General features: G+C 71.9%; 18 protein-coding genes. 14 read left to right on the top strand and 4 right to left on the bottom strand.

The features are described 5' to 3' along the window. Positions 1–2: 2 nt before the first annotated feature. Positions 3–2,297, bottom strand: a complete 2,295-nt coding sequence (locus ACIGCK_RS08395) for a DUF6603 domain-containing protein (protein ID WP_396665286.1) — start codon at positions 2,295–2,297, stop codon at positions 3–5. Positions 2,298–2,512: 215 nt separating this feature from the next. Between ACIGCK_RS08395 and ACIGCK_RS08390 the strand changes: the two genes are divergently transcribed. The 10 genes from ACIGCK_RS08390 to ACIGCK_RS08345 all read left to right on the top strand — a co-directional run bounded on the left by ACIGCK_RS08390 (position 2,513) and on the right by ACIGCK_RS08345 (position 11,692). Then, entirely contained in the window at positions 2,513–3,292 is a 780-nt protein-coding gene (locus ACIGCK_RS08390) for an IclR family transcriptional regulator (protein WP_396665284.1), read from the top strand. 145 nt (positions 3,293–3,437) lie between these two features. Beyond that, positions 3,438–4,445, top strand: coding sequence for a thiamine pyrophosphate-dependent dehydrogenase E1 component subunit alpha (locus tag ACIGCK_RS08385; RefSeq protein ID WP_396665282.1), 1,008 nt, complete (start codon positions 3,438–3,440; stop codon positions 4,443–4,445). Next, on the top strand, positions 4,442–5,500 hold the full coding sequence (locus ACIGCK_RS08380) for an alpha-ketoacid dehydrogenase subunit beta (protein ID WP_396665280.1): 1,059 nt from the start codon (positions 4,442–4,444) through the stop codon (positions 5,498–5,500). Before ACIGCK_RS08385 ends, ACIGCK_RS08380 begins: the two co-directional genes overlap by 4 nt. Continuing rightward, entirely contained in the window at positions 5,497–5,730 is a 234-nt protein-coding gene (locus ACIGCK_RS08375; protein ID WP_396665278.1) for a biotin/lipoyl-containing protein, read from the top strand. Before ACIGCK_RS08380 ends, ACIGCK_RS08375 begins: the two co-directional genes overlap by 4 nt. Then, complete coding sequence (locus ACIGCK_RS08370; protein ID WP_396665276.1) at positions 5,727–6,455, top strand: biotin/lipoate A/B protein ligase family protein; 729 nt, start codon at positions 5,727–5,729, stop codon at positions 6,453–6,455. Before ACIGCK_RS08375 ends, ACIGCK_RS08370 begins: the two co-directional genes overlap by 4 nt. 125 nt (positions 6,456–6,580) lie before the next feature. Then, on the top strand, positions 6,581–7,225 hold the full coding sequence (pdxH, locus tag ACIGCK_RS08365) for a pyridoxamine 5'-phosphate oxidase (protein WP_396665275.1): 645 nt from the start codon (positions 6,581–6,583) through the stop codon (positions 7,223–7,225). Next, entirely contained in the window at positions 7,198–7,809 is a 612-nt protein-coding gene (locus tag ACIGCK_RS08360; protein WP_396665273.1) for a hypothetical protein, read from the top strand. The genes pdxH and ACIGCK_RS08360 overlap by 28 nt, the downstream gene beginning before the upstream one ends. After that, positions 7,806–9,350: a polysaccharide deacetylase family protein gene (locus ACIGCK_RS08355; RefSeq protein ID WP_396665271.1), complete on the top strand. Its 1,545-nt coding sequence runs from the start codon at positions 7,806–7,808 to the stop codon at positions 9,348–9,350. Before ACIGCK_RS08360 ends, ACIGCK_RS08355 begins: the two co-directional genes overlap by 4 nt. Before the next feature lie 33 nt (positions 9,351–9,383). Continuing rightward, positions 9,384–10,469 (top strand): putative zinc-binding metallopeptidase, encoded by a 1,086-nt coding sequence (locus tag ACIGCK_RS08350; RefSeq protein WP_396665270.1) that lies wholly within the window; start codon positions 9,384–9,386, stop codon positions 10,467–10,469. Then, positions 10,466–11,692 (top strand): glycoside hydrolase family 3 N-terminal domain-containing protein, encoded by a 1,227-nt coding sequence (locus tag ACIGCK_RS08345; protein WP_396665268.1) that lies wholly within the window; start codon positions 10,466–10,468, stop codon positions 11,690–11,692. The genes ACIGCK_RS08350 and ACIGCK_RS08345 overlap by 4 nt, the downstream gene beginning before the upstream one ends. 58 nt (positions 11,693–11,750) lie before the next feature. Here ACIGCK_RS08345 and ACIGCK_RS08340 read toward each other — a convergent pair whose 3' ends face one another. Genes ACIGCK_RS08340 through ACIGCK_RS08330 form a run of 3 tightly spaced genes read right to left on the bottom strand, consistent with a single transcriptional unit; the run spans position 11,751 to position 14,263 of the window. After that, on the bottom strand, positions 11,751–12,461 hold the full coding sequence (locus ACIGCK_RS08340) for an SOS response-associated peptidase (RefSeq protein WP_330171749.1): 711 nt from the start codon (positions 12,459–12,461) through the stop codon (positions 11,751–11,753). 54 nt (positions 12,462–12,515) lie between these two features. Then, entirely contained in the window at positions 12,516–13,580 is a 1,065-nt protein-coding gene (locus ACIGCK_RS08335; protein ID WP_330171750.1) for a phosphatase domain-containing protein, read from the bottom strand. A gap of 5 nt (positions 13,581–13,585) precedes the next feature. Next, positions 13,586–14,263 carry a DedA family protein gene (locus ACIGCK_RS08330; RefSeq protein ID WP_396665266.1) on the bottom strand — a complete coding sequence of 226 codons (678 nt, stop codon included), beginning with the start codon at positions 14,261–14,263 and terminating at the stop codon, positions 13,586–13,588. Positions 14,264–14,306: 43 nt separating this feature from the next. Between ACIGCK_RS08330 and pabB the strand changes: the two genes are divergently transcribed. The 4 genes from pabB to ACIGCK_RS08310 all read left to right on the top strand — a co-directional run bounded on the left by pabB (position 14,307) and on the right by ACIGCK_RS08310 (position 21,330). Further along, a complete protein-coding gene (pabB, locus tag ACIGCK_RS08325) occupies positions 14,307–15,611 on the top strand; it encodes an aminodeoxychorismate synthase component I (RefSeq protein WP_396665265.1) in 1,305 nt (434 codons plus the stop codon). Between the two features lie 69 nt (positions 15,612–15,680). Then, positions 15,681–18,272: a leucine--tRNA ligase gene (leuS, locus tag ACIGCK_RS08320; protein ID WP_396665263.1), complete on the top strand. Its 2,592-nt coding sequence runs from the start codon at positions 15,681–15,683 to the stop codon at positions 18,270–18,272. Between the two features lie 89 nt (positions 18,273–18,361). Continuing rightward, positions 18,362–18,973 carry a ComEA family DNA-binding protein gene (locus ACIGCK_RS08315; protein ID WP_330171754.1) on the top strand — a complete coding sequence of 204 codons (612 nt, stop codon included), beginning with the start codon at positions 18,362–18,364 and terminating at the stop codon, positions 18,971–18,973. Next, on the top strand, positions 18,970–21,330 hold the full coding sequence (locus ACIGCK_RS08310; protein ID WP_396665261.1) for a ComEC/Rec2 family competence protein: 2,361 nt from the start codon (positions 18,970–18,972) through the stop codon (positions 21,328–21,330). The genes ACIGCK_RS08315 and ACIGCK_RS08310 overlap by 4 nt, the downstream gene beginning before the upstream one ends. The last annotated feature ends 1 nt before the right edge of the window (position 21,331 follow it).

Below are 21,331 nucleotides of genomic sequence, written 5' to 3'. Positions count from 1 at the left end.
TCCTACAGCACCCCCACCAGGACGACCGGGGCCAAGAGGTCGGCGCTCGGCACTGCCGTGGTGCCCATGGCGCGCGCCCACTGGTGGGCCTCTGTCGCGGACTCGTGCACCTGCCCCGCACCGAGCACGGTCCACTTCTCGGCGACGGCCGAGAGCACCGTCGTACGGTCGGACAGCGCGGGCTCGGAGCGCGCGGCCGACACCATCGCGAAGGCCGCGCTGAGGTCGAGGAACGCCGAAGAGGGGACCTTGCGCTCGACCCCGGTTCTCGTGTCGATCACGATCTGCTCGAGCACGCGCTTCTCGTCGGCGTGCGGGAAGGTGCCGAGGTCCGGCTCGGCGGGGCTGAGCACCTTGCCGGCCGGCAGCAGGTCGAACGGGGGGCGGTTGACCAGTTCGGCGTCGGTCAGCGTGAGGAAGACGCCCGGCGCGAACGAGTCGCGCACGTCGGCGCCCGCGCCGGTGATGCGCGCACCGACGAGGCCCGTCAGCGGAACGCCCTTGAGGCGCGAGATCGGCAGGCCGAGCGGGAGGACCTTCTGCTGCACGAGCAGCGTGCCGGTGGGAGGCACCAGCGCTTTTCCCGGAACGGGCTTCCGGGGGGCCAGCACGACCAGCCGATCGGTCGTGTTCTCGGCGTGGAGGTTCTCCTTCCTCGCGACCTCCGCGGCCAGCACGTCCAGCACCGCCTCGGCGACCGGTAGCGCGTCGGCCGGGCCGGCGCCGAGCGTGAACGTCTGGTCGAACTCCAGCTCGAACAGGAACACCGACACCGAGAGGGAGCCCCGCACGACGATCGGACCCGGTCCGGAGATCTGCCCCGACAGCTGCACCGACGCGAAGTCGAACCCGCCGGCCGAGACCGAGAAGCCGGCCGCGATGCGCGCCTGGAATCGGAAGGGCCGCAGCTGCAGGATGGCGTCGGTCTCGATGAAGCCGCGGGCGTCGAGCACCGCGACGCTGATCCCCGCCTCGATCCGACCGCCGAGCTGCACCGTGTTGGCGGTGACGGCGAAGTAGCCCTCGACCCGCAGCGTGATGCCGCTGCCGGGCACCGACTGCGCCATGCCCACTCGCCGCAGGGCCGGCAGCTTCGCGGGCTTCGGGTCGAAGCCGGGGAAGAATCCGCCGATCGACACGACGACGTACGCCTCGCTGCCCCAGCTGAGCCGCAGCGCGGCGTCGCCGTAGATCTCGAAGATGCCGAGGACGTGGCTGTCGACGAGGCTCGCGTCGATCGACACGAGCTTCTCGACGGGGTCGACGAGACCGAGCATGTCGATGCGCAGGTTCAGCACGCCGGGCAGTCCGGGAATGCCGATGCGCGCGACACCGAGGATCGCGACGCGGCCGTCGGGGATCTGCACGACCATGACGAGGTCGAGCGACACCATGCTGCCGGAGGGGCCCACCGAGAGCCACGTCAGCCGCATCGACGGGCCGATGACGTGCACGGCGGTGCGCCGCGGGAAGATCCGGTCGAGGGTGCCCGCGACGGCGAGCGGGTCGTCCGGAGGCCGCACCTGCAGCAGCACGTCGCCGGCGGCTCCGGTGCGGACCGCGACCCTCAGCGCGTCGGTGTCCATATTGCGGTTGACCCCGACGATGCCCCCGACGCGATCCAGAGCGAACCCGAACGACAGTTGGATGGGAGGGAGGAATTGGATGCCGAGCACGGCGAGGAAGCTCGGGTCCGAGCCGTCGACGGCCAGCAGCGCGGACGCCGTCACGAGCACAGGAGGGACCGGCACCGAGATGGAGCCGCCCCAGCCACGCTCGGCTGCACCCGCCGTCCCTCCCGGCAGACGCACCAGCGATCCGCCGCCGGGGAGCGAGACGCCCCCTCCCGAGTTCGGCGGTGCGAGCGATGCCTCGATCGCGCCGAGCGCGAACGGTCCGATCGGCACGGGCGGCAGCTCGACGCCGGGAACCGCAGGCGGGTCGACGTAGAGCACCGCGGTGCGGACGGCGACGTGAACGGGGCCGATGTCGAGATCGGCGTTGATACCATTCGTCACCAGCTCTGCGTCATCCGTCAACTCGTTCAGAACCGGGATCTGCGCGAGGGTGCCCAGCGTCGCCTTGCGGAGTGCGTCGATGACCGCCGCGCGGGCGCTTTCCCATTGGGCTACCGCGGCACGCCATGCCGCCTCGGTGACGGTCTCGGGGTGGTCGATGAGGTCGGCGATCGTCTGCGCGGCGGTGGCGAGCGCGCCGAGGGGCCCCGGGTCGACGCCGAGCGCCGCCAAGCGCGCTCGGAGCGCGTCGACATACGCGCGCAGTTCGTCGGACGCCATCGCCCGTTCCCCATCCGTTTCCGCGATTGCCCCGGCCGCGCGATCGAGCGCACGACCGAACCCAGAGATACTCCCCACGGCCCGCACTTTCAAGGGGTGTGCCGCGCCTCCCGCCTCAGGTACCCCGGAGCCGGCCCCTCTGCAGAACGTCCGGATCCCTCGATGACAGCTCCCTTCCGGACCCACGTATCATGGGGGCATCGTGGAGGTCGACGATGTCCTCAGAGCCGCACGCACCCGGTGAGACGCTGATCGCGTCGGTCCAGCGCGCCCTGCGGCTGGTGGACGTCGTGGCCAACTCCTCCCGGCCGGTGACGGCGAAGACGCTCGCCCATGCGTCGGGGCTGACGCTGGGAACGACCTACAACCTGGTGCGAACTCTGATCCGTGAAGGCTACTTGGCGACGGAGCCGGACGGACTCGTGCTCGGTTCCAGGATCCCCGGGCTGCGCGACAGGGATGACTCGGGGGTGTTCCTCGCTCGGGTGCGCGAGTCGCTCCACGAGGTGGCGGACGGCCTGGGCGCGACGGCGTATCTCTCGCGCTACGCCGACGGCGAGGTGCACCTCATCGATATCGTCGACGCCAAGTCGAGCCCGCGGGTCGAGTTGTGGGTGGGGCTGCACTCGAGCGCTCACGCGACCGCGCTGGGCAAGCAGATCCTCGCCGAGCTCTCGCCGGATGAGCGGCGCGACTACCTCTCGCGTCATCCGCTGGACGAGCTGACGCCCCACACGATCAGGGACCGCCGGCTCCTGCTGGAGCAACTGGAGCGGGCGGGGCCCGTGGTCCTCGACCGGGAGGAGTATGCGATCGGGTACATGTGCCTCGCGGTGCCGGTGCAGACACCGGTGGTGACGGCATCCCTCGCGGTGTCGATTCCGGCGCACGCCGAGGGAATCGACACGGACGCGCTCGCGCTCCGACTGCGCAGGATCGCGAACCGGCTGTCGATGCGCCTGGCGGCGGACCGTTTCGGACAGTTCGCGCGCTGACCACCCGCCCGCGGATGACGGACGCCCCTACTTCACCATCTGAAATCCGGCATCTGTCGCAGTTCCGGACGACCTGTCTATCGTGGCCCCGACGGCGGCATACCCGTCCGCCCCGACAGTGCTGTCACCACCAAGGAGGGTTGCAATGACGCCATCCCCACGGCTCGATGACGCGACGCGTCGCGAGCTGCTGAACACGATGCTCCTCATCCGCACGTACGAAGAGGCCATCCTGCGCGAGTATCACGCCGGCAAATCGCCGGTGTTCGACATCGGTGCCGGCCTGGTGCCGGGCGAGATGCACCTGTCTGCGGGGCAGGAGCCCGTCGCCGCAGGTGTCTGCGCTCATCTCACCCCCGACGACGCGCTCACCGGCACGCATCGACCGCACCACATCGCGATCGCGCACGGCGTGGACCTCCGGGCGATGACGGCGGAGATCTTCGGCCGGGAGACCGGTCTCGGGCGCGGCCGAGGCGGACATATGCACCTGTTCGACCCGGCGACGCACTTCTCGTGCTCGGGCATCATCGCCGAGGGGCTACCGCCGGCTCTCGGCCAGGCGTTCGCGTTCCAGCGACGGGGCACCGACCGCGTCGCCGTCGCGGTGACGGGCGAGGGGGCCGCGAACCAGGGTGCTTTCCACGAATCGCTCAACCTCGCGGCCGTGTGGAACCTGCCGGTCGTCTTCGTCGTGGAGGACAACGACTGGGGCATCTCGGTGCCCCGCGCCGCCGCGACGGCGGTCGCTTCGAACGCCGACCGCGCGGCCGCATACGGCATCCCCGGCATCCGTGTCGGAGACAACGACGTCGAGGGCGTCTACCGTGCCGCGGGCGAGGCGATCGCGCGAGCGCGGGCCGGCGAGGGACCCTCTCTCATCGAGGTGCACACGCTTCGACTGTGGGGTCACTTCGAGGGAGACGCGCAGGGGTACCGAGCCGACATCGAGGGCGTTCCCGGGCGCGACCCGATCCCCACCTACGTGGCGAAGCTCGTCGCCGACGGTGTCATCGAGGAGGCGGATGCCGCGGTCATGCGCGCCAGCGCCTCCGAAAGGGTCGAGGACGCCGTCGCCTACGCGAAATCCTCGCCCATCCCCGACCCCACCCACGCACTGGACTACGTGTTCGCGGAAGGAGCACGCTCATGAGCACGACAGCGGATGCCGCATCGAAGGCGGTCGCGGTCGAACCCGCCCCCGGCAGCCGCAAGCTGTCGACGGCGAAGGCGCTTCAGGAGGCGATCGCACAGCAGATGCGCGCCGACCCCTCGGTGTTCGTCATGGGCGAAGACGTCGGCCCGTACGGCGGCATCTTCTCCTCCACGACGGGGCTCATCGACGAGTTCGGCCCCGAGCGGGTGCTCGACACGCCGATCTCCGAGACGGCGTTCATCGGCCTCGGAATCGGCGCGGCGGTCGAGGGCATGCGGCCGGTCGTCGAGCTGATGTTCGCCGACTTCTTCGGTGTGTGCATGGACCAGATCTACAACCACATGGCGAAGATCCACTACGAGTCCGGCGGCAACGTGAAGGTGCCGATGGTGCTGATGACGGCCACCGGCGGCGGGTACTCCGACGGCGCGCAGCACTCCCAGACCCTGTGGGGCACGTTCGCGCACCTGCCGGGAATGAAGGTCGTCGTCCCTTCGACGCCCTACGACGCGAAGGGGCTCATGACCGCCGCCATCCGCAGCGACGACCCGGTCGTGTTCATGTTCCACAAGGGGGTCATGGGACTCGGGTGGATGAAGAAGAACCCCCGCTCGATCGGCGCGGTGCCCGAAGAGGCGTACGAGGTGCCGATCGGCAAGGCCCGCGTCGCGCGGGAGGGGACCGATGTCACGGTCGTGACCGTTTCCCTCTCGGTCCATCACGCGCTCGATGTGGCCGAGAAGCTGGAGGGGGAGGGCGTCAGCGTCGAGGTGATCGATCTCCGCTCCCTGGTGCCGCTGGACCGGGAGGCCATCGTCGCGTCGGTGTCGAAGACGGGACGACTCGTCGTCGTCGACGAGGACTACGAGTCGTTCGGCATGACGGGGGAGGTGATCGCCTCCGTCGCCGAACGCGATCCGGCGTTGCTGCGCCACGTGTCGCGCGTGGCGGTGCCCGACGTCCCGATCCCGTACGCGCGGGAGCTCGAATACGCGGTGCTGCCCACGCCCGCCCGCATCGAGGCGGCGATCCGTGAGGCGGTGACGGGGTGACGGATGTGCGATTCCCGTCGATGTCCGACGACGCGAATGCCCTGGGCGTCGTCGCGACGTGGTTCGTCGGTGACGGCGAGGAGGTCGCCGAGGGCGCCCTCATCGCCGAGGTCGCGATGCAGAAGGTCGACCAGGAGCTGTATGCCCCGGCATCCGGCGTCATCTCTCTGCTCGTCCCGGAAGAGCAGGCCGTGTCGCAGGGGGGCGTGATCGCGACCATCGAAGGATGACGCGCTCCAGTCCGCCGGCGCCCGCCGGCACGCTGATGATCCGTGAGCCGCCGTCGACGGGCGGCACGCTTCCCGGCACGCCGGTCGCGGCTGCCGACGCCGAGCTGAAGCGTTCGCTCGAGCTGCTGCGCGCGGTCGCGGCGGGCAAGATCCCGCACCGTCGCGTGGTGCGAGTCTCGACACCGCCCCCGATGGTCGCGATGAGTCGGCGCGAGAGCCGCATGCCCGGATTCGAGGAGGCTCGTCGGGCGTGCATCGCTCACGGCTTCGTACCCGTCATCCGCCACACCGGCGGCCGGGCGGTCGCATACGACGAGACCTGCGTTGTCTTCGACGTGATCCTGCGAGAAGCAGGGGGCCCGATGGATCAGGCGCTGTTCTTCCGCGACGTCGGCGATCGGCTCGTCGCGGCGCTACGTGCTCTCGGAGTCGACGCGCGGCTCGGCGAGGTGCCGGGCGAGTACTGTCCCGGCCAGTTCAGCGTCAATGCGCGAGGCGCCGTGAAGCTGATCGGCACGTCGCAGCGCGCGGTGCGGGGCGCCAGACTGCTGAGCGGAATGCTCCCGCTCGGTCCGGTCGACAGGTTCGTGCAGGTGCTCGTCGCCGTCAACAGGGCGCTGGGGCTGGATTGGGACCCGGTCACCTTCGGCACGCTGGGGCACGAGAACCCGGGCCTCCCGCGCCGGGCCGTGGAGGACGCGCTCGTCGCAGCCCTCGACGAGTGAACCGGCGCCACGCGGCCGGGCGCGCGCACTCGCGGACGGCGACCTCGATGCGTGCATCCGGTCCTGCTTCCCGATTCGTGCGGTGAAATGGGTTGCTGTACCGATCGCGTCCCTCCGGAGGCACCATGGACCCGCTCTCGCACCGCGCCGAGTACGAACTCGACGCCCTCGACGAGGCCGACTTCGCGCCCGAACCGCTCGCACAGTTGGCTCAGTGGCTCGAGCGCGCCTCCGACGAGGGCCTCGTGGAGCCCAACGCGATGGTGATCAGCACGATAGATCCGGGCGAGCAGCCCTCCTCGCGAACCGTGCTGCTGCGCGGCATCGACGAGTCGGGTCTTCTCTTCTATACGAATCGCCAGTCCCGGAAGGGCCGGGCGCTCGCGCACCGGGCCGCGGCATCCGCCCTCTTCCCCTGGTACGCACTGCAGCGCCAGGTGATCGTGGCGGGCCGCGTCGAGCTCGTGGACGACGCGGCATCCGACGCGTACTTCGCCGCGCGCCCCCGGGCATCGCAGATCGCCGCCCGGGCGTCGCATCAGTCCGAGGAGATCGGCAGCCGGGACGAACTCGAGGCCGCCTTCGCGCGCGAGGCCGCGCGGTGGCAGCACGAAGAGCGGGTGCCCCGGCCCGACTTCTGGGGCGGCTACCGGCTCGTCGTCGACGAGGCGGAGTTCTGGCAGGGCCGCCGCTCGCGGCTGCACGACCGGATCGTCTACCGGCGCGGTGCCGGCGAGCAGACGTGGGAGCTGCACCGCCTGCAGCCCTGAGCGGCCACGTCGACGCATACGGCGAGTTCAGCACGGGGGCGGATGCCGGTTCCTGCCACAATCTCGATGTGTTGACCGAGAGCCGCCGTCGTGTGCTCGGCGTCGTCGTGCTCGTGGTGGTGCTGACCGGGATCGTCGGCGTGGCGTGCGTCGTCGTCGTTCCCCAGGTGTGGGCGGCGTCGCTGACGACCGTCTCGGAGGAGCCCCGCACGGTCGAGCTCTCCGCTGGGGATCATCGGGTCGGTGCGCGGGTCCCCTCGGGCTGGGCACTGCGCCCCGTGCCGACCGACGCCTCTCGCCTCGAGTTGTGGTCTCCCGACGGAGTCCTGCACGTCGAGCTACGGCTCACGGATCCGGGCGATCCGGAGGCCCTCCTCGCCGAGACCGCGGCAGGGCACGGGCCCGTGAGCACGGAGACGACCGCGGCGGGCGGCATCTTCGTGCACGCCGAAACGGCGGACGGCTCGGGGATCGCCGGTGTCGTGACGGCGGGCGGGAGCAGGGTCGTCGTCGTCGCCGATGAGACGGAGGGCTACCGTGCGGAGGTCGCGATGCTGGTCGCGGGGATCGGGGCCGCCGCATGATCGGGGCACGCCGTCGCGCTCTCGCCGCTCTCGCCGCTGCGGCGCTCGTGCTGACGGCGTGCGCGCCGGAGACCGACCCACGGTGGCAGCCGCAGGCGTGGCCGGAGTCCGGCCGGCTCGTCGAGGCGCTGCCTGCCGGGTCTACGTCGCCCCCGGCAGCGGGGGAGGCCGCCGCGATCGGCCAGCGGATCCGCAACGACGCGACGGGAATCGACGCGCGATGGGCCGTCCTGCCGGGGGACCACGCCGTGAACGGGGCGATCGAGGAGGTCGTCCGACGCGCCATCGAGGCGCAGTCCTCGCTGTCGGGGCAGGCGTACCGGCCGCAGGCGCAGGACCCGGGCGCGGGCTTCGCGAGCCGCGGCTGCGAGGCGGGAGCCTCGACGCGGGCGGCCCGGGAAGTGCTCGGTGCGGGGGACGCCCCGCGCACCGTCGTCGTCTGCGAGATCGTGCACGCCGCGGAGACCCTGTGGGGTCAGAGCGTGCGCATCGTCACGGGCGTGGGCGGTGTCGTGACCTCCGACACGACGACGACGCTCTACGCCGACGTCGCGAGCGGAGACGTCGTCGATGGGTCGGAGATCGTGGGCGATGCCGCCGGGCTCTGGAGCGATGTCGTCGAGATGCTCCGCCGACAGGCGGGCTCGCTGAGCACGGCGCCGGTGACCGCGCCGGACGAGGCGCAGCGGGCCCTGCTGCGCCGGGCCGTCGCCGATGCGGTGGTTGCCGACAGCGAGCTCGTGCTGCCGTTGCCGTCGGGCTTCAGCGCGCGGGAGCTGGAGGGCCTCGCGCGGTGGCGGGTGCCCGATGCCGATCACCCCGTCTCGGTGGCGCTTCCCGCGGAGATCTACACGCCGCTCCTCACCCCCTTCGGACGTCGGCTGCTGGCCGATGCCGGGCCCTTCGTCGGCGCCGGCTCCCGGGGTGCGGGCTTCGAGCGGGTGCCGTGCGACCTCGTGCCCTGCATGGCGATGACGCTCGACGACGGACCGGGCGGCCTCACGGGGGAGATCCTCGACGCACTGCGGGAACGAGGCACGGCCGCCACCTTCTACATGCTCGGCCAGAACGCCGCGCGGCACCCGGACCTCGTGCGCCGCGCCGCTGCGGAGGGCCACCAGGTCGGAAACCACACCTGGAACCACCCTCGGCTTCCGATGCTGGATGACGCGGGGATCGGCGAGCAGCTCGCCGACACGGCCGCGCTGCTGCGCCAGCTGTCGGGGCAGCCGGTGTCGACCTTCCGGCCGCCGTACGGCGATGTCGACCAGCGCGTGCTGCGGGTCGCGGGGCAGCCCGCTGTCATGTGGAGCATCGACACGCGCGACTGGGAGGGTGCGGAGGACGCGACGCTGGCGCAGTACACGGTGTCGGCCCCGCGGCCCGGATCGATCGTCCTCATGCACGACATCCAGGCGGTCACGGCGCGCGTGCTCCCCGGTATCCTCGACGGCCTTCTCGACCGCGGGTTCACGCTCGTGACGGTGGAGCAGCTCTTCGGCGGAGCGGTTCCGGGAGGCATGGTGCGCAGCGCTCGCTGAGCGCGGGCACGAGCCGACGGGTACGGTGTGCAGGTGAGCTCCACCCCGCGCTGTCCCCACTGCCGGCACTTCGTCTATCTCGACGCCCTGACCTGCCCGCAGTGCGGCGGCGAGCTGGGGTTCAACCTGCTCGATCGGCGCTTCCACGGCATCCGCGACGGGTACACCGTGATCGAGGGGGTCGCCTGGTATACATGCTCGAATCGCGGGTGGGGCTGCAACTGGCTCGTGCGCGACGACGCTCCGGCGGGGCAGTGCTTCTCCTGCCGGCTGACGCGGCGTCGTCCGGCAGCCGACGACACGATCGCGCTCGAGAAGTGGGGGAAGGTCGAGGAGGCCAAGCGCCGGCTGCTGCTGCAGCTGGGGAGCCTGGGGCTTCCCATCGTCCCGTGGGACACGAAGCCGGGGGGCCTCGGATTCGACCTCATCTCGAGCCTTTCGGGCGGCGAGCGCGTCGTCATCGGACACGCGAACGGCATCATCACGATCGATCTCGCGGAGAGCCTCGACGACCGGCGGGAGGCGCTGCGGGTCAAGCTCGGCGAGCCGTACCGGACGATCCTCGGGCACCTGCGGCACGAGGTCGGCCACTACTACCAGAGCGTCCTCCTCACCGACGACGCCGCGTGGGCCGCGTGCCGCGACCTCTTCGGCGACGAGCGCACGAGCTACCAGGACGCGATAGCGCGGCACTACTCCCTGGGCGCTCCGGAGGGGTGGCAGCAGACGCACATCTCGGAATACGCCACGATGCACCCCTGGGAGGATTTCGCGGAGACCTTCGCGCACTACCTTCACATCACGGGAACGCTGGGCACGGCCGCGGCGATCGGCATCCACCTGGATGCGAGCGCGACGAACCTGCGCGACACGGACGTGGTGCCCCGGGACAGCTACCGAGACGAACCGGTGCAGCGGCTCCTGAGCGACTGGGACTGGATGAGCGAGGCGTTCAACCGCATCAAGCGGTCCATGGGCTTCGGGGACCTGTACCCGTTCGACCTCGTCGCGACGGTGAGGCGCAAACTGGGTTTCGTGCACGACATCGTCACGCACGCCCCGTTGACGCTCGAGGAGCAGATCGCGGCGGCCCGGCCCGAGGTCGAGGAACGGACGTGACGGCGGCCCCGCGGTGGGTGCCCCGAAACCTGGGGCGGGCAGCCGTCCTCGCCGCGATCGCCGTGCCGTTGGCGGTCGCGGCCCCCGCGGCCGCCGCCCCTCCGCCCGTGCCGACGGCACAGGGCGAGGAGGCACCGCCGATCCGTGTCGAGCCTGCGGCGGCGCAGGACCGATCGGATGCCGCGGCCGCTCTCGTGGCGGCCTTGTCGACCCGAGAGCGTGCCGCCGCGATCGTCATGGCGCACACCCCCACGACCGACCCGGGCGCCGCGGCGGACTTCGTCGCGCAGACGGGCATCGCCGGGTTCATCCTCATGGGCGCGAACATCGGTGGCGACGAGGCGGCCGTGCGCGACCTCACGGACGCGCTCACCCTGGACGCCGCCCTGCCTCCGCTCATCGCGGTGGATCAGGAGGGCGGTGATGTGCGCCGCCTGCGATGGGACGATTTCCCCGCCTCCACGACGCTCAAGCGGACGGACGCCGAGGCGGCACTCGACGCCTTCGCCGCCCGCGGATCGCTGCTGGGCCGCGTCGGCATCGGCGTCAACTTCGGAGTCGTCGCCGACTACACCGACGACCCGGGATCGTTCATCTACCGCCGGTCACTCGGGACGGATGCCGCAGGGTCGGCCGAGCGCGTCGCGGCCGCGGTGGAGGGTGAGAGCCCCTTCGCCGCCTCGACGCTCAAGCACTTCCCGGGCCACGGCGCGACGCCGGGCGACTCGCACCGCGTCATCCCCGCCACCGACATGAGCCTCGAGGCCTGGAGGTCGGGCGAGGCGGTGCCGTTCCGCGAGGGCGTCGCCGCGGGCGCGGAGCTGGTGATGTTCGGGCACCTGGCCTACACCGCGGTGGATGCCGCTCCGGCGTCGCTCTCCGCCGCGTGGCACGACATCCTGCGCGACGAGCTCGGCTTCACGGGGGTCGCGGTCACCGACGACATGGCGATGCTCGAGGCATCCGGCATCCCCGCGTACTCCGACCCCGTCGAGAACGCGATCGCGGCGGTCGTCGCGGGCAACGACCTGGTTCTGGGCGTCGCCTATACGACACCGGGGCGGGTGACGGCCGTCGTCGACGGGATCGTGCAGGCCACAGAGTCGGGGCGGATCGCGCCCGAGCGCCTGCAGGAGGCGGCGACGCGCGTGACCGCGCTGCGTCTGGCCCGGGGCGGCTCGTCCGGTGCGGTGCCCTGCGGCGAGTGCGCGCCCGTGGGCTGAGCGCGCGTCGGCGCTCGGACGGTCGTCGTCTCGGGCACCCCTCGAGGATGCGCGGGGCTCAGGCGGCCGGCTCGATCAGGGAGGGGTCGTTGTTGCGCACGTTGCCCACGGCTCGGCCGACCACGCGAGCCTCGAGCTCGGCCGCGACGCTCGGCGCCGCGTCGATCGCGGCATCCAGCACATCGCCCACGTTGGCGACCGTGGGGTCGAGCCACGCCTCGGCGTGGTCGAGATCGAGGAAGAGCGGCATGCGATCGTGGATCGAGCCGAGGGAGCCGACGGCGTCCCGCGTGAGGACGGTGAAGCTCAGCATCCAGCGGGCGGGGTCGTCGTCGGGGCGCGCGGGATCGCGCCACCACTCGTAGAGACCCGCCAGCAGCAGCGGTGCGTCGTCGGCGGGGTGGACGAAGTGGGGGGTCTTGCCATCCGGCGTCGTCTGCCACTCGTAATACCCCGAGGTCGGGACGATGGCGCGGCGCTTCTCGAGCGCCGCGCGGAACATCGGCTTGTGCTCGGCATCTTCGGCCCGCGCGTTGAAGGCGCGGGAACCGACGGAGGGATCCTTCGCCCAGCCGGGGACGAGTCCCCACCGCGCCGCTTCGAGGCGCCGGGTCGGCGGCTCGGTCTTGATCGAGTCGAGCACGATCGCGGCGCGATCGGTGGGGGCGACGTTGAACGACGGGGCGGGGAGATCCTCGCCGATCGTGTCGACGTCGAGGAAGTCCACGAGCTCTGTCGATGGCCGGGCCACGACGAAACGTCCGCACATGCACGCCACCCTACGCGGGCGTGCCGACATCGGCGCGGGCCGGGGCCGGGGCGGTCAGCGTCGCGGTGCGTCGGCGGAGCCGCCGGGGCCGACGAGACCCGCCTCGTCGAGGCGTTCGAGAAGCCCCGCACCATCCGACGCCGATACCCACGGAGCGGCGCCGGAGTGATCGTCCACGACGGTGCGGCCTCCGGCCAGCACGGCCTCGGCGGTGGACAGCCTGCGGATGGCGACGCCGGCGACGCGGTCGGGGTGATCACGCGTGAACTGCGTGTAGATCTCGTCGTCGTGCTGTCCGTCGTCGCCGATCAGGATCCACGTGATGTTCGGGAACTCCGCGGCGAGGCGGCGGAGGTTCTCCGCCTTGTGATCGCGCCCGCTCCTGAACCAGCGCTCGTGCGTCGGACCCCAATCCGTCAGCAGCATCGCCCCCGGCGGGAACAGGTGTCGGGTGAGGAAGCGGGTCAGGGTGGGGGCGATGTTCCACGCCCCCGTTGACAGGTAGATCATCGGCGCGCCGGGGTGGCTGCGCACGAGGCGCTCGAGGAGCACCGCCATGCCGGGCACGGGCAGACGCGCGTGCTCGTCGACGACGAAGGAGTTCCAGGCGGCGAGCAGGGGTCGGGGGAGCGCCGTGACCATGACGGTGTCGTCGACGTCCGAGAGCACCCCCACCTCGACATCCGGCGCGACGACGAAGATCCTCGCCTCGACCGGTTCGCACCCCTCGACCGAGAAGGACACCGGCTGCCACCCCGGCTCGAGCGATGCGTCGATCACGGCATCCACGACGCCCCCTCGATCGGCGACGACCTCGTGCCGGCGGCCCGCCACGGTGACCGTGACACGGGCGTTGCCGACGGGGATGCCGAGGAAGCTGCGCCAGCCGCGCACGCTCGCGAGCTCGCCGTTCTCCGTGCGCCGAGGCGGCCGGACGATGAGCACCCGTCCGACGACGCGGATCCAGCCGTCGCCGCCGTAGCCGGGGAACGCCGCGACGGTCGGCCGCATGCCGCGACGCCGCGCCCGGCGTTCCCGCCAGGCGTGGAATCGGCGCTCGAGGCGCGCGAGCCAGAGGATCTTCCGCGGTTCGGCCGGGGGCTGGGTCGACGTGGGCATCGTCCTCAGTCTTCCACGTCGGCCGGTTCGGCGCCGTCCGGGCCTTCGTCGTGGAAGTGGCGGCGCTCCACCCGCTCGATGACCTTCTTGCCGATGTAGGCCAGGAACAGGAAGACGACGATGACGCCGACGAAGACGTAGCCCGCGGTGTGGACGGTGTCGGCGAGCTCGCGATACGTGCCCGCCGCGGCCGCCGCCACGGAGATGTAGAGCGCCGCCCACAGGATGCACGCCGGCGCCGTCCACGCGAGGAACCTGCGGTAGGGGTATCCGCTCATGCCGACCGTGAGCGGCACGAGCGAGTGCAGCACGGGAAGGAACCGGGAGAGGAAGATCGCCGGGCCGCCGCGGCGCCGCAGGTAGCGCTCCGACTTCGCCCAGTTGGCCTCGCCGATGCGCCGGCCCACCCGCGAGAGCCGGATCCTCGGTCCGAGCCACCATCCCAGCCAGAAGCCGATGCTCTCGCCCACGAGCGCACCGACCACGACCGCTACGCCGAGCAGGATGCCTTCGAACGGCGTCGAGACGGCCGTCGAGGCGACGATGACGATCGTGTCGCCGGGCACAACGAGTCCCACGAGAACGCTGGTCTCCAGCATGATCGCGACGCCGGCGATCAGGGTCCGCAGCACCGGGTCCACGCCCTGAACGAGATCGAGCACCGCCGACAGGAAGTCGTTCACCCCTTGAGCCTAGGGCCCGGCGCGGCCCCGTAGCCTGGGAGTCATGCCCCACGACATCGTCGCCGTGTCGCTGCCCGCGGGCGCCGACCCGGCGCGCATCTTCGCGGCCATCGAGCCGCGGCATCCCGAGGTGTTCTGGCTCGACTCGGGGACGAACGCCCGAGAAGGCTTCAGCTACGTCGGCGTCGGCGACGCCGTGCCGGCCGAGGTGGTGCACGACGTCGCTCTCGGGGGGAGCGCCGACGGCGGGGATTCCGGGTGGTCGGTCCCCGGCCGCTTCCGCGGCGGGTGGATCGGCTGGTTCTCCTACGAATCCGGCGCTCACGGAATGGGAGCCCCGGCGGCGGGCCCCGCGGACGACCGATGGATGCGTGTGCGCCGCTGGGTCGCCTTCGAACACGCGACGGGTCGCGCGTGGGCCGTCGCCCCGGCATCCGACGCACCGGAGTGGCACGCGCGGATGACGGATGCCGCGGCATCCCCGGCGCCCGAGCCGCTGCCGCCCACCGGATCGACCGAGGCCCGCGCGCGCCACACGGCCGAGCACTATGCGGTCATGATCGAGCGCTGCCGCGACGCGATCCGCGAGGGCGACGCCTACCAGCTGTGCCTCACGACGCGATTCGAGGCGCCCGCGGCGGATGCCGCCACCGTCTACGCTCGGCTGCGCGCCGGCAGCCCCGCCCACCACGGCGCCTTCGTGCGCATCGGGGACACGGCCCTGCTGAGCGCGAGCCCGGAGGAGTTCCTCGCCGTCGGCGACGGGATCGTGCGGACGCGCCCCATCAAGGGCACGCGGCCGCGTGCGGCGGATGCGGCGGCGGATGCCGCCCTGGCGGGCGATCTCATCGCGAGCGAGAAGGAGCGCGCCGAGAACGTGATGATCGTCGACCTCATGCGCAACGACCTCGCCCGCGTGTGCGAACCGGGAACCGTGCGCGTGGACGCGCTCCTGGCGGTGGAGAGCTATCCGCACGTGCACCAGCTCGTCAGCACCGTGTCGGGGCGGCTGCGGCCCGGGGTGCGAATGAGGGACCTGCTGCGCTGCGCGTTCCCCGCCGGCAGCATGACGGGCGCGCCCAAGCTCTCCGCGATGGGGATCCTGCACCGTCTCGAAGGAGCGCCGCGCGGTGTGTACGCCGGGTGCTTCGGCTGGATCGGGGACGACGGCGGCGCCGATCTGGCGATGGTCATCCGCTCCATCGTGCTGCGCGGCGAGACCGCCGTGGTGGGCGCCGGCGGCGGCATCACCTGGTCCTCCGTCACGGCCGACGAGGTGCGCGAGGTGGGCATCAAGGCATCCGCGCCGCTGCGGGCGCTGGGGGCGAGGCTGCCGTCGGGATGGTGAGGCGTCGCGGACGGTAATCTGGAAAGAGCGCCTCGCGCACACCCGCACCCCCCCACGATTGGCCTTTCCATGTCCCACATGGCTTCCTCCGACAGCGCGCCCGCCGACGAGCAGGTGTATGACGCCGCCTCGATCCAGGCGAAGTGGCAGGCGGTCTGGGCCGAACACGACCCGTTCCGCGCCGGCGGGGACGAGGATCGCCGTCCGCGCAAGTACGTGCTCGGCATGTTCCCCTACCCGTCGGGCGACATGCACATGGGGCACGCCGAGAACTACGCGTACGTCGACGTCGTCGCGCGCTTCTGGCGCCACCGCGGCTACAACGTGCTCAACCCGATCGGGTGGGACTCGTTCGGACTGCCGGCGGAGAACGCGGCGATCCAGCGCGGCGCGGACCCCCGCGAGTGGACGTACTCCAACATCGAGCAGCAGAAGACCAGCTTGAAGGCGTTCGGCACGTCGTACGACTGGAGCCGGGTGCTCCACACGAGCGATCCCGAGTACTACCACTGGAATCAGTGGCTGTTCCTGCGCCTGCACGAGCGGGGACTGGCGTACCGCAAGGAGAGCCCGGTCAACTGGTGCCCCCACGACCAGACCGTGCTGGCGAACGAGCAGGTCGTCGACGGCCGGTGCGAGCGCTGCGGCCACGAGGTCGTGAAGAAGAAGCTCACGCAGTGGTATCTCCGGATCACCGACTACGCCGACCGCCTGCTCGACGACCTCAACCAGCTCGAGGGCTTCTGGCCGCAGAAGGTCATCCAGATGCAGCGCAACTGGATCGGGCGCTCCGTGGGCGCCGACATCGATTTCGAGATCGAGGGCCACCCCGAGAAGGTCACGGTCTTCTCGACGCGCCCCGACACGTTGCACGGCGCGACCTTCTTCGTCGTCGCGCCCGACTCCGACCTCGCCGCCGAACTGGCGGCAGGGGCGGATGCCGAGGTGCAGGCGCGCTTCGGCGAGTATCTCGAGAACGTGCGTCGCTCCACCGACATCGAACGCCAGAGCACCGACCGCCCGAAGACGGGTGTGTTCCTCGGGCGCTATGCGATCAACCCGGTCAACGGCGCCCGCCTGCCCATCTGGGCCGCCGACTACGTCCTGGCCGACTACGGACACGGTGCCGTCATGGCCGTTCCCGCACATGACCAGCGCGACCTCGACTTCGCTCGGGCGTTCGACCTGCCTGTGACGGTCGTCGTCGACACGACCGCACCGATCACGGGCGCCATCCCCGTGATCGAGCTCGACGACGACGGCGAGCCGATCGAGCCCGAGGGCGAGAGCCTCGACAGCATCGACCCGGCGCGCACCGGCGTCGCGCTCACCGGCGAGGGTCGCATGATCAACTCGGGGTCGCTCGACGGACTGTCCAAGCGCACCGCGATCGCGCGGATGATCGAGCAGCTGGAGGCCGCCGGCACGGGCCGTGCGTCCAAGTCGTACCGCCTGCGCGACTGGCTCATCTCGAGGCAGCGCTTCTGGGGGACGCCGATCCCCATGCTCCACACGGAAGACGGCAGGATCGTGCCCGTCCCCGACGACCAGCTGCCGGTGCGGCTGCCGAGCGTGGAGGGCCTCGACCTCACGCCGAAGGGCACGTCTCCGTTGGGGGCCGCGGCATCCTGGGTCGAGACCGTGGACCCCGAGACGGGCGCGGCGGCACGGCGCGACCCCGACACGATGGACACGTTCGTCGACAGCTCGTGGTACTTCCTGCGCTTCCTCTCGCCGGGCGACTCCGGTGAGGCGTTCTCGCCGCAGGAAGCGTCCCGGTGGGCGCCGGTGGACTCCTACATCGGCGGCGTGGAGCACGCCATCCTGCACCTGCTGTACGCGCGTTTCATCACCAAGGTGCTCTTCGACATGGGCCTGGTGGACTTCACCGAGCCCTTCTCCACGCTCATCAACCAGGGCATGGTGCTGCTCGGCGGCTCGAAGATGTCCAAGAGCAAGGGCAACCTCGTCGAGTTCGCGGCGAGCATGCAGTCGCCGGGCGCCGACGCCGTGCGCGTCGCGATCGCGTTCGCCGGCCCCGTCGAGGACGACATCGAGTGGGAGGATGTCTCGACCACGGGGGCGCAGAAGTTCCTCGCTCGGGCATGGCGCATCGCGAAGGACGTCGACAGCGAGACCGGTGTGATCTGGGCCGAGGGCGACCCCGCCCTTCGCCGCGTCACGCACCGCCTGCTCGCGGATGCACCCGGCCTGGTGGAGCAGACCAAGTTCAACGTCGTGATCGCGCGGCTCATGGAGCTGGTCAACGCCACACGCAAGGCCATCGACACGGGAGCCGGCGCGTCCGACCCCGCCGTGCGCGAGGCGGCCGAGGTCATCGCCATGGTCCTGGACCTCTTCGCGCCCCACACCGCGGAGGAGATGTGGGAGATGCTCGGATACCCGCCGTTCGTCGGCCTGGTGCCGTGGCGTCAGCCCGACCCGACGCTGCTCGTGGACGAGTCGGTCACCGCGGTCGTCCAGGTGGACGGCAAGGTCCGGGCCACGATCGAGGTGCCCGCGCGGATCGGCGCCGGTGAACTGGAGGAGCTCGCGCGCGGCGATGCCCGCGTCCTGCGGTCGGTGGGAGAGCGCGAGATCGTGAAGGTCATCGTGCGGGCGCCGAAGGTCGTCTCGATCTCCACGCGACCGGCGGCCTGAGGCTCCTCCCCGACGGGGCACGCGACGGGGGATCCCCGACGGGGCGTCCGGGGGAGAGCGCCGCGCGCGCGGATTCGTAGCGTGGGGCGGTGCCCTCGCCCCCGTCCGCGCCGCTCGACGCCTACGAGCGTGCGCCGCGCCGATGGCGAACAGGCGTCGGGGCGATCGCGCTCGTCATCCTTCTCGCGCTCGCGGTGACGGTCGGGGTCACCGTCGTGCGCTCGGCCGGCGACCCGGGCGAGGTGCTGCCGCTGTCGACGCCGGAACCGGCCGAGCAGGCGACGGCGGCGTCGGTGTACGTGCACGTGTCGGGAGCGGTGCGTGCGCCCGGGCTCTACCGGCTCCCCGCGGACTCGCGCGTCTTCGATGCGGTCGCCGCGGCATCCGGATTCACAGAGGAGGCCGACCGCGGTGCGGTGAATCTGGCGCGCGTGCTCGCGGACGGTGAACAGGTCGTCGTCCCGACGCCCGGAGCGACGGCGGAGGGTGGGGCCGCGGTTCCCGGCGATGGGCGGGTCAGCCTGAACTCCGGCACGCTCGCCGACCTCGACACGCTTCCCCGTGTCGGGCCGGCGATCGCCCAGCGCATCATCGAGTGGCGGGAGGCGAACGGGCCCTTCACGAGCGTCGATGACCTCCTCTCCGTCCCGGGCATCGGGGAGAAGATGCTCGAGGCGATCCGCCCGCTGGTCGTGCTGTGACGGCGCCGGATCGCGCCGCCGTCTGGTCTGCGATCGCGGTGACGGGGGCGGTGTGGGCGGCCGCCTCCCTGGCGATTCACGTCGAGGATGCCGGCGTCGTGCTCGCGGCGGCGTGCCTGCCCGGTGCGGTGCTCGCGCTGGCCGGAGCGTGGTGGTCGTCGTCGAGATCGCGCGCACCGGCGGGCGTCGTGCTGCTGGTCGCCGCGCTGGCCCTGGCCCCCGCGGGAGCCGCGGGGGCATCCGTGGCCATCGGGGAAGGGGTGCGGGGGGCGGCGCAGGAGCTCGTGAACGGCAGCGGCAGAGCCGTGGAGCTGCGCGCGACCGTCACGACGAAGGTCGAGCCGACCGAGCACGGCGGTACCCGGTTCGACGCTCGCGTGTCGCGACTCCGTGTCGGCGATCGCGCGATCTCGGCCCCCCTCGCGGTGCGTGTCATCGCGGGTGCGGATTCGGGCGAGCACGCCGATGCGGTCGCGGGGTGGGGCGCGGTCGTCGATGTCCGCGGGCGGGCGATCCCGGCGGGGCCGGGGGAGCGGGCGGTCGTCATCGTCTTCGCCGACGAGGTCGAGCTCCGTGAGACTCCCGGCGGGCTTCTGGGGACGACGGCCGACCTGCGCGCGGGCCTCCGCGAGGTGGCCACGGCCCTGCCCGGTCCCGGAGGAGGGCTCCTGCCGGGCCTCGCCATCGGCGACACGGCGGGCGTCGATCCGTCGCTGCGCGATCAGATGCAGGGAGCGTCCCTGACGCATCTGACGGCCGTCTCGGGGGCCAACTGCGCCATCGTCGTCGCACTGGTCTACGGAGCGGCTCGAGCGCTGCGGGCTCCCCGCGCGCTGCGGCTGTCCGCCGCGGGATTCGCCCTGGCGGGCTTCGTCGCGCTGGTCACGCCCGAGCCGAGCGTCGTGCGTGCCGCGACGATGGCGGCGATCGCCCTCATCGCGCTCGCGTGGGGGCGTCCGGCGGCGGGGCTGCGGGCGCTCGTGCTCGCAGTGGTGGTCATCCTCGTCCTCGATCCCTGGCTGGCTGCATCCCTCGGATTCGCCCTCTCGGCCGCCGCCACCGCCAGTCTCCTTCTGCTCGCGGCCCCGCTCACCCGCGGACTCGCCAGGTGGATGCCGCGGCCCCTCGCCGCCGCGCTCGCCATACCGCTGTCGGCGCAGCTCGTCTGCGGGCCCCTCGTGCTGCTGGTCGACCCGGTCGTTCCGATCTACGGGGTACCGGCGAACCTGTTGGCGGGCCCCGCGGCGCCCCTCGCGACGATCGTCGGGCTCCTGGCATGTCTCGCGCAGCCCGTTCCGCCCTTGGCCGTCGCCCTGGCGTGGGTCGCCTGGGTGCCGTCGGCGTGGATCGCGGCAGTCGCCGAGGTCTTCTCCGCCCTGCCCGGCGCCCGCGCCCCGTGGCCGCTCGGCGCGGCGGGGATGATCCTGCTCGCCGCGATCGGGGCGACGATCGTCGTCGCGATCGGGCCGACCCCCCGGCGCGCACCGCGCGTGCGCGCGCTCGCCGGGATCGCGACGGCGATCCTCGTCGGTACGACGGCGGGCTGGGTGCTGCTTGCCCGGCCCCTCGCTCCTCTGACGGTGCCGGAGGACTGGAGCGTCGCCCAGTGCGATGTCGGGCAGGGAGACGCCGTGCTCCTGCGCTCCTCGGATCGGATCGCCCTCATCGACACGGGCCCCGATCCGTCGGCGCTCCGCGGCTGCCTGGACCGGCTGGGCGTCGGGCGCATCGACCTCCTCGTGCTCACCCACTTCGACCTCGATCATGTCGGCGCTGTCGATGCGGTCGAGGTCGGCGCGGCGACCCACGTCCTGCACGCTCCCGCGTCGGAGGACGACGAACGCCGCCTCCTCGCGCGTCTGGCCGCCCGGGGTGCGACGCTGCAGGAGGGACGCAGGGGGGCGCGGGGAGCGCTCGGCGCGGCATCCTGGCATGTGCTGTGGCCCGAGGCCGGCCGCACCCGGTTCGACCCCGGGAACGACACGAGCGTCGTGATCGAGGTCGAGCGCGACGGCGAGGGGATGCCTCGCGGGCTCTATCTCGGGGATCTGTCGGCCGAGCCGCAGCGCGCCCTCGAGCCGTCGTTGCGCGGGGCGTACGACATCGTCAAGGTCGCCCATCACGGCAGCGCCGACCAGCAGCCGAGCCTCTACGAGCGCGCGGGCGCGACGCTCGGGCTGGTCGGCGTCGGTGCCGACAACGACTACGGGCACCCGCGGCAGGAGATCCTCGACATCCTGCACGCGACGGGAACGACCGTCGCGCGCAGCGACGTAGACGGGCTCGTGCTCGTGGATGTCGAGGCGGACGGGGTGCGGGTGTGGCGGGAGCACGTCGGGGTCGGTGGGGATGAATAGG

The sequence above is a fragment of the Microbacterium sp. NPDC078428 genome, from assembly GCF_044542535.1.
Classification (GTDB): Bacteria; Actinomycetota; Actinomycetes; order Actinomycetales; family Microbacteriaceae; genus Microbacterium; species Microbacterium limosum.
Note: the sequence above shows the minus strand (reverse complement) of the source record. Positions and strands in the feature narration are given on the sequence as shown.